The sequence below is a fragment of the Dyadobacter sp. OTU695 genome, from assembly GCF_038440355.1.
Lineage (GTDB): Bacteria > Bacteroidota > Bacteroidia > Cytophagales > Spirosomataceae > Dyadobacter.
In genome coordinates this window covers 1-12,118 of the sequence record NZ_JASATN010000026.1, presented here as the reverse complement: position 1 = coordinate 12,118, position 12,118 = coordinate 1, and the positions used below count along the sequence as shown (strand labels likewise).

The window sequence follows — 12,118 nt, the reverse complement described above, 5'->3', positions numbered from 1 at the left end:
GAGCACGATCTTACCTTTGTCGTGTTCTTAAAATAGAACAAAACTTATAGCCATAAAAATAAAATAGCCATGAAAACAACAGTTAAAACCTTCATTTGCGCATTTGCGCTCGCAGCCGCATCTTTCACTGCCCAAGCGGGCGACAAAGAAGCCAAAAAAGCATCTACTTTCGGAACCGGCATTTATCCGACCAAAACCGGGAAAATCAATGTCCTCGTCGACAAAGGCAGCAACGACTCCAAAACAACCTTGTTGCTCAGAGACGCCGAAGGAACGGTAGTATACCGCGAAACCATCTCCAAAGAGAACAAAAAATTCGGACGCACGTTGAACCTCGATGCGATGGAACCCGGCAAATACAAGCTGGACATCATTAGCGGCAACGAAGTTCAATCGAAAACTTTCGAATTGGCAGATCAAAAAGTAGAACGTATCCTGACAGTTAATTAAGGTTCAAATATCTGGTATCCTGGCGGCACCTTCCCATTGCGGGAGGTGCCGCTTTTTTTCTTGCTACACGACCTCGCATTGGAAGCACAATCGGACAATCCATTTGGACTTGTGATTCCGTTATGCTATTTTGTACGTATATTTCCGACAATGTTATACGTATGCGACTGCCATGGATTCAAAACTCACTTTAAAACTGGATAGCGAGGTTATTGAAAAGGCCAAGTCTTATGCCCGGAGTAAAAATATTAGTTTATCCGAGCTCGTAGAGCGTTACCTTGATTTCGCTACCTCATCGCCGCCTGACGATTTCCAGGTGACACCATTGGTTAAAAGCCTGTCGGGAATCATCAATTTGCCGGACTCCTACGATGAGAAAACGGCATACAAAAAACATATTTCCGCCAAATATTCAAGGTAGGCAGGTTGGAAAGAGTATTCGTTGATACCGATGTTTGCCTGGACCTGTTATCAGGCCGGAAACCTTTCAGTATGTTCGCTGAGAGATTGTTTTCACTTTCTGATTTGAAAAAAGTGGAAATCTGTGTCTCGTCACTGTCGTTTTCTAATATCGACTATGTCCTCCACAGCACTTACGCTAACAGTGAAATTCGTAGACAAATTGCCGCATTCAAGTCTATTGTCACCACACTCGCGGTGGACAGCTATATCATCGACCTTGCATTGACGTCGGATTTTGCGGATTTTGAGGATGCAATTCAGTACTACACCGCGGTGCAAAATCAGATCAGCGTTTTAATCACCCGGAATATTAAGGATTATAAGCATGCACAGATCCAAGTCGTTACACCTGAAATGTATCTGAGCTGAGATTATGTTTAAATCGGCACTTTCAAATAAATGAGTTACAAAATTTCAAGGAGATCAACGGCATAGCCCACTTTTTGCCTTTTGTATATTCAACTGAAAATCACTCATTAATATGGATACCCGTCGAGATTTCCTGCAAAAACTGACTTTGGGCGTTGGCGCAACGGCTTTGAGCGACCTTCCTGCCTCCGCACGCGCGCCTTATTCCGGCCCCAAGGCCGACAAACAGTTGCGTGTCGCGCTGATGGGATTGGGCAGCTATGCAACCCGGGTAGCCGAAGCTATGAAGGATTGCAAAATGGCAACGCTCGTCGGGGCCGTTTCGGGTACGCCTGCGAAGCTCGAAACCTGGAAACAGAAATATAATATCCCCGAAAAAAATACCTATAACTACGAAACCGTCAGCAAAATCAAGGACAATCCGGACATTGACATCGTCTACGTAACCACCCCAAACTCTCTCCATCACAAGCACGTGCTGCAAATTGCCGCAGCCGGGAAACATGTGATTTGTGAGAAACCGGTTGCCGACAATGCACAGCAAACGAGAGAGATGATCGCAGCCTGCAAAAAAGCCGGTGTGAAGTTCTACATCGGCTACCGGATGCATTTCGAGCCTCACACGCGAGAGCTGATACGCATGCGTGAGGCGGGCGAGCTGGGCAAGATCATGCATGTGAACAATTATATGGGTTTCAAATCCGGTGATCCGAATCAATGGCGACTGAAAAAGGCGCTTGCAGGCGGAGGAGCTATGATGGACGTGGGCATATACGCGTTAAACGGCGCACGTTACGCGACCGGGGAAGAGCCGATCTGGGTAACAGCCCAGGAAACAAAGACCGACCCCGTCAAATTCAAGGAAGTCGATGAAACCATCATGTTCCAGCTTGGCTTTCCGAGCGGCATTGTGGCCAGCTGCGGCACTACCTATGCATTCAACAATTACGAGCGCTTGTATGTCATCGGCGAAAAAGGCTTCGTGGAACTGAGTCCGGCATTTGGCTATGGACCGATCAAAGGCCGCACGCACCTAGGCCCGATGAATCAGCCTGTGGTCACACACCAGACGCTGCAAATGGACGGCATCGCTGATATCATTCTCAACAACAAGCCTGACCCGAACGTAACCGGCGAGGAGGGCTTGAAGGATATGATCGTCGTCGACGCGGTTTATGAGTCGATCCGTAAGGGCGGAGCGAAGATTATGCTGGCAGGGAAATAACCAATATGCATCGTCCGAACCTTCTGGTTATTTGCGGTAAAAACAAACGCCGAAGCCGCACGGCTGGATATATTTTTAAGAACGACCATCGCTTCAATATACGATCGGCAGGATTGAGCCCTCAGAGCAACCGAAAAATCTCTGAGGGCGACTTCAATTGGGCAGATATCACCCTCGTGATGGAACCCGACCATAAATCCAAGATCCGGAAACTCTACGGCCATATGGATCTGCCACCCATTCATGTGCTCGACATTCCCGACGAGTACGAATTTATGGATGATGAACTGGTAGAGATTCTTACCACCAAAATCAACACTTTGCTGGAAATAGATTTCGAAGCCTGAAATATTTTAACGCAACTATTGCGCAACCGATTAATTGCATTTAAATTTGCAACCGATCGATTGCGCAATTAATCAAAAATGAAATGAGAAGAGATGTTTTTCAAGCCATAGCCGACCCTACCAGGCGGGACATCATTGGCCTTATCGCAAAAAAACCAATGACCCCCAATGCGGTGGCCGAATCCTTCGGCGTTAGCCGCCAAGCCATTTCGAAGCATATGCAGATCCTGCTCGAATGCGGCCTGCTGCATCTCAATCCGCAAGGGCGGGAACGCTATTACACGGTGCAGCCGAAAAAGCTGGCGGAGGTCGCCGACTGGATCGAACCATTCCGTAAAATGTGGGAAGAACGTTTTGACAAACTCGACAACATTATCAACACTTTAAAAAACGAACATCATGGCAACCAGAAATGAAACCAAAATCATTGTAGAACCGGGCAAGCAGGAGCTTTTCATTATCCGCGAGTTCGAAGCGCCGCGCGAAATCGTTTTCCGCGCATTCAGCGAAGAGGATTTACTTACTCAGTGGGCGGGCGGACCAAACGATATGACCGTACGTTACGAAAAATTCGAGCCCTTTGCCGGCGGCTCTTATCGCTTCATCAACACGATTCCCGGTAACCCCATGGAATTTGCATTCCACGGCGTGTGCCACGAACACACCGCACCGGAGCGGATCATCCAGACATTCGAATTTGAAGGCCTGCCTGAAAAAGGGCACGTCATATTGGAAACATCCCGTTTCGAGGACCTGCCCGACGGCCGGACACGCCTCACCGTACAGTCTGTATTCCAGTCCGTTGCAGACCGCGATGGCATGGTGCAGTCGGGCATGGAGCGTGGCGTGGTAGATTCTTATGCAAGGCTGGATGAATTGTTGGAAAAGGCGGTAGCGTAAGGCAACAAACTTTGACCGAAATAAGGCAACTGGCTGCGGCTAGTTGCCTTATTCTATTTTAGAACAAGTGGAATCCTGAACTGACCGCGCATTTCGAGTTACTAAACCTAACACCATCCCAGCCATGAAAGACTACCAGCAAATCGTCCGCAGAAAAGACCGGCAAGAGACAGCCATTGCATTTCTTCACGAAGTTCAGACCAACTCGGTTTCCTGCTCCATCGCCATCGAAAAAAAGAGGGATGTCCCTTAATCCACGTCGCATTTTATCACTTCGATGAGGAGAACAAAGACATCGTCTTCCATTTTTCCAAACACGGCCACGCAGGCGAGGAAATTACCGATAGGAAGAAAGCAAGCATGCATTCACGTCTGCGCAGACGAAGCCCATTCACGTAGCCAAAGTCCACATCGAACAATGGTTTGGGAAAGAACATGCGGTGCCAACATTGGCAACGGATGCGTTTTTCCCGGGCTTTCCGCCATTAATGGAGCCTAAGGAGTTGCAATAGCTACCAACCACCCAAACAGTAAAGCCGCCCCCTAGTCCGACTTTAATACAATGACCCGGCACAAACGCAACACCGGGCGCAGTTTTATTATGCAAAAATCCAAAATCGTCATTCCGGTGCTGGCAGGCATTATCGCACTGCTTTCCCCAGTTTTACTATCCGCACAAATCATGGATTCAAAATCAATCGTCGCACCCGGGGCACAAGTAGAGAAGCTGGGTGATGGATACAAATTCACCGAAGGGCCAGTGCCTGATAAAGATGGCAATGTGTTTTTCACCGATCAGCCCAATAATAAAATCATCCGCTGGGATGCCGAAACCGGTGCATTCAGCACGTTTTCTGACAAAGCCGGCCGTGCCAATGGCATGTATTTCGATAAAAAAGGGAATCTGGTAGCATGCTCGGACGAGGAAAACCAAGTTTGGTCGTTTGACAAGAAAGGTAAACCGACGGTGCTGGTTAAAGACTATGAAGGCAAGCTCCTAAACGGCCCCAATGATCTTTGGATCGATCCAAAAGGTGGCATTTACCTCACTGATCCGCTCTATAAACGCGATTACTGGAAACGGGATCCTACCATGCAGCAGGACGGCCAGCACGTGTACTACCTCAGCCCCGATCGCAAAAAATTCACCCGCGTCGATGAAAAGTTGAAGAAACCCAATGGCATCATCGGCACAGCAGACGGTAAAAAACTGTACGTTGCCGATATCGGCGACAACAAAACATATGTTTACGACATCCAGAAAGACGGCGCATTAGCCAATCGCCAGCTATTTGTGCCCAAAGGCTCCGACGGCATGATCCTCGACGAGGAAGGTAATCTGTACGTTACCGGTGAGGGCGTCACGGTTTTTGATAAAACAGGCACGCAAATCGCGCATTTCCCTGTCCACAAAGGCTGGACAGCCAACGTGTGCTTCGGTGGCAAAAACCGGGATATGCTTTTTATCACAGCCGAGACAGCCATATATGGTTTGAAAATGAGGGTAAAAGGCGTAAAATAGGCTGATTAATTTGTTGAAATGGCGGAGTTTCCCGATAACAGGGCAATTCCGCCATTCTTTTTGATCCGCTGCAACGGTTTTGGGGTATATATCGTCATGGTCAAATACAATGGCTCCATACTAGATCACCACCCGACTCGTTACTCAACTAACCCGCACTTTCGTCTATGCGTCTGACTTTTACGGCCTTTCTTTTCCTTTTTCACATTATTTCTTTGGCTCAGGATCGCGTTACGATCAGTGGTTTTGTGCGGGAAAAAGGGAGCCAGGAACTGCTTCCGGGCGTGAACGTATATCTCGACAACACCCCCTATGGCGCAGTGACGAACACTTATGGGTTTTACTCACTTACCTTGCCCGCATCTGACTCCGCGACCGTTTCGTTTTCCTTTGTAGGCTATGAAAAACAGCAGAAACGAGTTGCGCTCCGGAAGGACACCGAACTGAACATTTTTCTCCCTACCATTACACAACTCGAAGAAGTGGTCGTTTCGGCGCGCAGGCAGGAGGATTATGTCAGCCGGACCGTGCAGATGAGCAAAGTCGAAGTCCCCATCCAGCAATTGAAGAAAATACCGGCATTCTTCGGCGAGAAGGATGTGCTACGCGTGTTGCAGCTCATGCCCGGGGTGCAGAAGGGGACCGAGGGACAGACAGGCTTGTATGTACGCGGCGGCGGGCCCGACCAGAACCTCATTATCCTCGACGATGCGGTCGTTTATAATGCTAATCACCTTTTTGGCTTTTTCTCCATCTTCAATTCGGACGCGCTCAGGAGCGTGGAACTGACCAAAGGCGGCTTTCCGGCACGTTATGGCGGCAGGCTGTCGTCGGTGCTGGAAATGAATATGAAGGAAGGCAGCAAGGAAAAGCTGCACGGCGAGGGCGGGATAGGCCTCATCTCTTCCCGATTAACACTCGAAGGGCCTATTTCGAAAGGCAAATCCTCGTTCCTGATTTCCGGTCGGCGCACTTATATCGATTTTCTGGCAAAGCCACTGATCGCCCGGGAGCAACGGGGTGCAGACAGTCAGGTAAAACCAGGTTATTATTTTTATGATTTGAATGCCAAAATGAACTATGACCTTGGCAGCAAGGATAAGTTATACATCAGCGGCTATTTCGGTCGAGACAAGTTTCATGCTAACGAAAAAAGCAGTACTTCCGAAACCCGCGCGGGCCTCGATTGGGGTAATGCAACGGCTACCATGCGCTGGAATCACGTATTGAACCAAAAACTGTTCGTCAATACTTCCTTCATTTTCAGCAATTTCAAATTCGGGGTTTCCAGTTATTCCAAAGAATTGAATAGTGATGGCTCCCTGGACGACGAGTTCAGCCTCGACTACGATTCGCGCATCCGCGACCTGGGCATTAAAACAGATTTTGATTTTTACCCGTCTTCAAAGCACGCGGTGAAGTTCGGAGGGCAGGCCACTTTTCACAAGTTTGTCCCGTCGGCACTCGCAATCGCCGGCTCGTTTATATCGAATCCAATTGAGCGATCAGTGGAGCCGGTTTATTCACTCGAAGCAGGGCTTTATATGGAAGATACCTGGCAGGCCATGGACGCGTTGAAGATAAATGCAGGGCTAAGGGTGAGCACATTTCAGACTGAGGTTAAAACCTACGTTCGCCCCGAGCCGCGCATTTCAGCCGCATTGCGCCTCGCCGAGAACCTGTCATTCAAGGCCTCGTATGCGCGGATGAACCAGTATGTGCATTTGCTTTCCAATACCGGCCTCGGTCTGCCTACGGACCTCTGGGTACCCACCACTGCGCGGGTTGCGCCTCAGCAATCCGAGCAAATAGCGGCAGGTTTTGCCAAAGACTTCGAACGTCCTGCCCTTACTGTCACGCTCGAAGGCTATTATAAAAAAATGAATAACATCCTGAACTACAAAGAGGGGTCGTCGTTCCTGAGCATCAACGGCGAAAATGCCAATGAACTCAGCTGGGAGGATAATGTCACCTCGGGCAAAGGGTGGTCGTATGGCGGCGAATTCCTCGTCCAGAAGAAAACCGGCCGGTTCTCCGGCTGGATCGGGTATACCTTGTCGTGGACCTACTGGAAGTTTCCCGAACTGAATTTTGGAAAGACATTTTTTCCTCGTTACGACCGGCGCCACGATCTATCGGTGGTAGGGATTTACGAATTGAGCAAAAGAATTACGCTGTCGGCCACCTGGGTTTACGGCACCGGTAACGCGTTGACGCTCCCGGTATCAAGCTACCGGGCGGCGACGGACAACTTCGTAACCCGCCTCACACCCGACGGCAAGCCTGCGATCAACTGGTTTGGCCCGACGGTAAGCGAATACGGGCAGAAAAACAGCTATCGCGCCGAGCCGTTCCACAGGATGGACATCGCCGTTCAGTTCCACAAAAAGAAAAAGCGGCATGAACGCACCTGGGAGTTCGGCGTTTACAATGCTTACAATCGCAGAAACCCGTTCTTCTACAATATTGATGAAGAAATAGTCATTCTCCCGAATGTAACGCCCGCTACTCCGGTTCCCAAATACACGCTGAAGCGTTACTCGTTGTTTCCGGTATTGCCCTATTTCAGCTATAACTTTAAATTCTAAAAACGGCCATGTTTCCCAGATACATCGTTTTCCTTTTCCTGACATTGCTTCTGGCGGCATGTGAATCGCTTGTCACGGACGTTGATAAGGGCGATCTTCCCCAGGTTGAATCGAAGCTGGTCGTGCAATGCTTTATTTCGCCGCAGGCCGCGCGCATCAACGTTGTGGTGACGGAATCCATCCCGCTTTTTGCAGAGCCGGATCTGAAAGGCGGCGTAATTCCCAATGCGATCGTGAAGCTGTCCGACGGAAGCAGGGAAATCGTAATTCCATTTGACACCACGAACCAGCTTTACTCAGCCGACAAAGCAGCGCTGAACATTTTACCGGGAAAGACTTATTTCCTTTCGATAACGAGTGGCGTGCGGTCCGTGCATGCAACCTGTACGGTTCCTGCGATCGCCATAATTCCGAAAACGTATGAAATCGATACATCCTATTCCGGCAGCAGTTCGGCGCGGGATACGTCTTTGACGGTAAAATTCACCTGGGGCGACCTTCCCGGCCAAACCAATTACTACCGGGTGCGTGCGTCGCTCGACCTGGAATACAGCGTTCCGGAAGAGCTTTCTGCCGGCCAGTTCAAAGAAAAACGAGTAAGAAACCGCTACAATTTCAACTGGGACGACGCGATCGGCAGGAACGATTTCCGCAACGACGTGAATCTGGATGGCGCAGATTTCAATTCGCCGATCGGCCGTGTGAATCTGCCCGACCCACTTAGTTACAGTTCCGGCGACGGCAAAGTGTATACCTCCTACCCTAAAAGCAAGATCATATCGGTCACAATGGAGGTGTACAATACCGACGAGCATTATTTTAAATACCACCGCTCTGTACAAACCCGGGGCGATTCGGACAATCCTTTTGTGGAACCCTCATTGATTTACACCAACATTGAAGGCGGCCTGGGATGCTTCGCATCGTACAATGTGGGACAATTGGTATATCGCCCGAAATAATCTGTTTTATTTCCCATTGGCGTTCTACAACATCTGGCACATTGAGGTCAAACTACCTCAATATGTACATTGCAGGATTACCATTTCTTCGTGAAAAACCGCTGTTCACCAAGGCATACTTTTTTCCCTTATGGTGATCAACCCGCTATCAGTTATTGAATCGATCAGATCATCAATCTTAACATAAAATACTATGGACTTGCAAGGACCAGACCAGGACAAGGTTAAGAAACCGCATCCATCCAACAAAAACATGACTGAGCCCGATACGCTCATCGAAACGCTGGAAGACTTACAAGAGCAGGGTTATACCTATGATTTTAACCTCACGGCCCATGCCCTGGAAGTACATAAGGACGACGGCATTTGCCTGACGTTGTCGCCCGAGGATTTCGATATTGTGCAGGTCTACCGTTTCGAAGGTATGACCAACCCGTCGGATATGTCGATTTTATATGCGATCGAGTCGAAAGACGGACTGAAAGGAACGCTCGTGAGCAGCTACGGGGTATATGCCGACGCGATGTCCAATGAAATGATCAAGAAGCTGGATACCCGAAGCTCGCTGATCGTCCACCACCCGGAAGACGACGATATGGCTCATTGATTTGCCTGATATTATTAACCTAAGGTAAATGTTGCTTTGGCTTCGGGCGAAGCAACATTTTTCATAAAAGTGAACTGACCATGGAAATGATCGAACTGACCGAAGAACTCATTGAATCCGCCGAGCAACGGTCTGCCGGCCAGCCATACCCGCAATTTGTCAAGAACCTGAAAGCCATCGGGGTCGACAACTATGAAGTGAAGGTAAAAAACCGCAAACGTACTTATACGTCCGTTAATGGCGACAAACTCATCATAGCGGGCGATCTGCCGGAATTTGAATGCGCTGAAACATTTGAACTGGAAGCGGTAAAAGCGGCTATCAAACGCACACAGGAAGGCATCACCGATTATCCGACATTCCTGCGCGAGATCGGCGCCGCTGGCATACACACCTACGTAGCCGACCTCACAGGCATGAAAGTGATTTACCAGGGTCCCAATTCCGAATACGAATACGAGGAAATGATCCCGGAAGTTTAAAAGGTTTTCAGCCTGCCCCGCATGACTTCCAGGTGGTCGTCGGTGAAATCGAGGTGGGTTACGAACCTGACGAGCCCCTTGCCAAACGTCACGGCCAGGATTCCGGCCCCAGCCAGGCGGCTTACATATTCTTTTTCCGAAATGCCGTTGTTGAGCCTGATTATGACAATGTTGGTATCTACCGGAAAGATCCCGGCCACTTCCGGCCTTGTCGCAAATAGCTCCCCTATTGCCCTGGCACGGCTGTGGTCTTCCTTCAACCGGTTTACATGATTGTCGAGTGCATAAAGGCCGGCCGCGGCCAGGAAACCGGCCTGCCGCCAGCCACCGCCCATTACTTTCCGAAAACGGCGCGCTTCACGGATCATTTCGCCCGTCCCCAGCAGCAATGACCCGACAGGGCATCCCAGGCCTTTGGAAAGACAAATGCTGATGCTATCAAAAACCTGCCCGTATTGTGCGGGATTCTCGCCTGTTTCGACCAGCGCATTGAAAAGCCTTGCGCCATCCAGATGTAATGGAATATTACGTCCTCGGCAAACGTCGCGGATCGCTTCGATCTCTCTGAAATCGTAGTAGCAGCCGCCACCTTTATTCATGGTATTTTCCAGCGAAACGAGCCTGGTTACCGTAGAATGCACATCATTCTCGGGGCTGATCGCTTCGGTAACCTGCTGTGCCGAAAGCCTTCCACGATCGCCGTCGAGTAACTTTACGGACGAAAAGGAATTGAGCATAATGCCTCCGCCCTCGTATAGGTAAATATGCGAATGCTTATCGCAGATTACGTCGCTGCCCGGGCGGGTATGGACGCGGATAGCAAGTTGGTTGGTCATGGTACCGGAAGGGCAAAAAAGCGCGTCTTCCATCCCGAAGAGCTGCGCAGCCTTTTCCTGCAATGCATTCACAGTGGGATCATCGCCAAAAACGTCGTCCCCTACTTCGGCCGACCACATGGCTTCCTGCATTTCCCGGGTAGGCCTGGTAATGGTATCACTGCGGAGGTCTATTTTCATTTCAAAAACATTCATGGGGTATTCAATGCGATTTCGTGCCAAATTAATGCTTAAAGCTGATTTCCGGGCAGGCATTGCTTACTTTAATCGGGTATATTGCAAGCAAAATCAAGCAGTATGGAATTCGAAGAGTATCTGAAATCAAAAAAAATAGATGCGATAGCGTTCAAGAAAGGCGACGTTTTACGCTACCAGGAATGGAACGGCCTTTTTGAAACGATGCATCCCGAAAGTTTCACAGCCCATAAAAAGTTTTTGATCAACGAGATCCGCCGTCGCTATCTTCTCAAAGAAGAATAGCGGTAGGATTTAAAGGTTTGTAAGCTTTTATCAGAAACTTTAAAAGCGCGTATGAAAAACTTTACATTCCTCATTTTATTCCTCCTCTCGCTCCAAACGATGGCCCAGCAAGGGCTGGTGAAGGAAAGCCTGAAAATCAACAGCAAGGCTATGGGCAAGGAGATCAAGTACAACATTTACCTGCCTGCCGATTACGACAAAACCAACCGCAGCTACCCGGTGCTTTACCTGCTCCACGGCTATTCCGACGACGAAACGGGATGGACACAATTTGGTGAAGTACAGCACATTGCCGACAAAGCCATTGCAGACGGTGATGCCCCGGCGATGATCATCGTCATGCCTGATGCCGGTGTTACGTTCTACATCAACAGTGCCGATGGGAAAGCCAAATATGAAGATTTCTTCGTAACAGAACTGATCCCGCATATCGAGTCAGGCTACCGTGTGAGGGCAAAAAAGGAGTTCAGGGCGGTTGCGGGACTTTCGATGGGCGGCTACGGCACGATGATCATGGCTACCAAGCATCCCGATCTGTTTGCAGCAGCGGCTCCATTGAGCGGTGCATTCTGGTCGGATGATGAAATTTCCAATATGCCTGCCGAGCGTTATGATGGCGTGCTCGCCGGGCTGTTTGGCAAAGCAGCGCCCGGTAAAGAAAGGCTCACAGAAAACTGGTATAAAAACTCTATCCTGAAAATAATCGAAACTACGCCGGTAGATAAACTCAAAACCGTGAAATACTACATCGATTGCGGCGACGACGATTTCCTTATCAAAGGCAATATGAACCTCCACGCAGCGATGACCGACAAAGCCATCCCCCACGAGTTCCGCGTACGCGACGGCGGGCATACCTGGACGTACTGGCGCACGGCATTACCCGAG

Annotated in this window: 16 protein-coding genes; 15 read left to right on the top strand and 1 reads right to left on the bottom strand. The window is 49.4% G+C overall.

Annotated elements, in window-relative coordinates; genetic code table 11:
* Positions 1–69: 69 nt before the first annotated feature.
* From AAHB90_RS29010 to AAHB90_RS28950, 13 genes are all read left to right on the top strand, one after another.
* Positions 70–450 carry a DUF3244 domain-containing protein gene (locus tag AAHB90_RS29010; RefSeq protein WP_342088799.1) on the top strand — a complete coding sequence of 127 codons (381 nt, stop codon included), beginning with the start codon at positions 70–72 and terminating at the stop codon, positions 448–450.
* 172 nt (positions 451–622) lie between these two features.
* Positions 623–871 (top strand): DUF6364 family protein, encoded by a 249-nt coding sequence (locus AAHB90_RS29005; protein WP_342088798.1) that lies wholly within the window; start codon positions 623–625, stop codon positions 869–871.
* 5 nt (positions 872–876) lie between these two features.
* Entirely contained in the window at positions 877–1,281 is a 405-nt protein-coding gene (locus AAHB90_RS29000) for a type II toxin-antitoxin system VapC family toxin (RefSeq protein WP_342088797.1), read from the top strand.
* Between the two features lie 112 nt (positions 1,282–1,393).
* Complete coding sequence (locus AAHB90_RS28995) at positions 1,394–2,506, top strand: Gfo/Idh/MocA family protein (RefSeq protein ID WP_342088795.1); 1,113 nt, start codon at positions 1,394–1,396, stop codon at positions 2,504–2,506.
* Between the two features lie 5 nt (positions 2,507–2,511).
* The gene (locus tag AAHB90_RS28990) at positions 2,512–2,853 is read left to right on the top strand and encodes a low molecular weight protein tyrosine phosphatase family protein (RefSeq protein WP_342088794.1); all 342 of its coding nucleotides are present in this window, start codon (positions 2,512–2,514) and stop codon (positions 2,851–2,853) included.
* An 83-nt stretch (positions 2,854–2,936) separates the two neighbouring features.
* On the top strand, positions 2,937–3,269 hold the full coding sequence (locus AAHB90_RS28985; protein ID WP_342088793.1) for an ArsR/SmtB family transcription factor: 333 nt from the start codon (positions 2,937–2,939) through the stop codon (positions 3,267–3,269).
* The gene (locus AAHB90_RS28980) at positions 3,253–3,753 is read left to right on the top strand and encodes an SRPBCC family protein (protein WP_342088792.1); all 501 of its coding nucleotides are present in this window, start codon (positions 3,253–3,255) and stop codon (positions 3,751–3,753) included. Before AAHB90_RS28985 ends, AAHB90_RS28980 begins: the two co-directional genes overlap by 17 nt.
* A gap of 124 nt (positions 3,754–3,877) precedes the next feature.
* Positions 3,878–4,006 (top strand): hypothetical protein, encoded by a 129-nt coding sequence (locus AAHB90_RS28975; RefSeq protein WP_342088790.1) that lies wholly within the window; start codon positions 3,878–3,880, stop codon positions 4,004–4,006.
* A gap of 348 nt (positions 4,007–4,354) precedes the next feature.
* Positions 4,355–5,275 carry an SMP-30/gluconolactonase/LRE family protein gene (locus AAHB90_RS28970; protein WP_342088788.1) on the top strand — a complete coding sequence of 307 codons (921 nt, stop codon included), beginning with the start codon at positions 4,355–4,357 and terminating at the stop codon, positions 5,273–5,275.
* Between the two features lie 167 nt (positions 5,276–5,442).
* Complete coding sequence (locus AAHB90_RS28965; RefSeq protein WP_342088787.1) at positions 5,443–7,863, top strand: TonB-dependent receptor; 2,421 nt, start codon at positions 5,443–5,445, stop codon at positions 7,861–7,863.
* Positions 7,864–7,871: 8 nt separating this feature from the next.
* The gene (locus tag AAHB90_RS28960) at positions 7,872–8,825 is read left to right on the top strand and encodes a DUF4249 domain-containing protein (protein WP_342088786.1); all 954 of its coding nucleotides are present in this window, start codon (positions 7,872–7,874) and stop codon (positions 8,823–8,825) included.
* A gap of 193 nt (positions 8,826–9,018) precedes the next feature.
* On the top strand, positions 9,019–9,432 hold the full coding sequence (locus AAHB90_RS28955) for a hypothetical protein (protein WP_342088785.1): 414 nt from the start codon (positions 9,019–9,021) through the stop codon (positions 9,430–9,432).
* A gap of 80 nt (positions 9,433–9,512) precedes the next feature.
* Positions 9,513–9,914, top strand: a complete 402-nt coding sequence (locus AAHB90_RS28950) for a DUF1398 domain-containing protein (RefSeq protein WP_342088784.1) — start codon at positions 9,513–9,515, stop codon at positions 9,912–9,914.
* On the opposite strand, the gene AAHB90_RS28945 is transcribed toward AAHB90_RS28950, so the two are convergent.
* Positions 9,911–10,930, bottom strand: a complete 1,020-nt coding sequence (locus AAHB90_RS28945; RefSeq protein ID WP_342088783.1) for a threonine aldolase family protein — start codon at positions 10,928–10,930, stop codon at positions 9,911–9,913. The genes AAHB90_RS28950 and AAHB90_RS28945 overlap by 4 nt on opposite strands.
* Before the next feature lie 117 nt (positions 10,931–11,047).
* Here AAHB90_RS28945 and AAHB90_RS28940 point away from each other — a divergent pair, with 117 nt between their 5' ends.
* Together AAHB90_RS28940 and AAHB90_RS28935 are read left to right on the top strand one after the other, a co-directional pair.
* Complete coding sequence (locus tag AAHB90_RS28940) at positions 11,048–11,230, top strand: hypothetical protein (protein WP_342088782.1); 183 nt, start codon at positions 11,048–11,050, stop codon at positions 11,228–11,230.
* Between the two features lie 51 nt (positions 11,231–11,281).
* Positions 11,282–12,118: alpha/beta hydrolase (locus AAHB90_RS28935; protein ID WP_342088781.1), on the top strand; the 837-nt coding region annotated here is incomplete at its 3' end.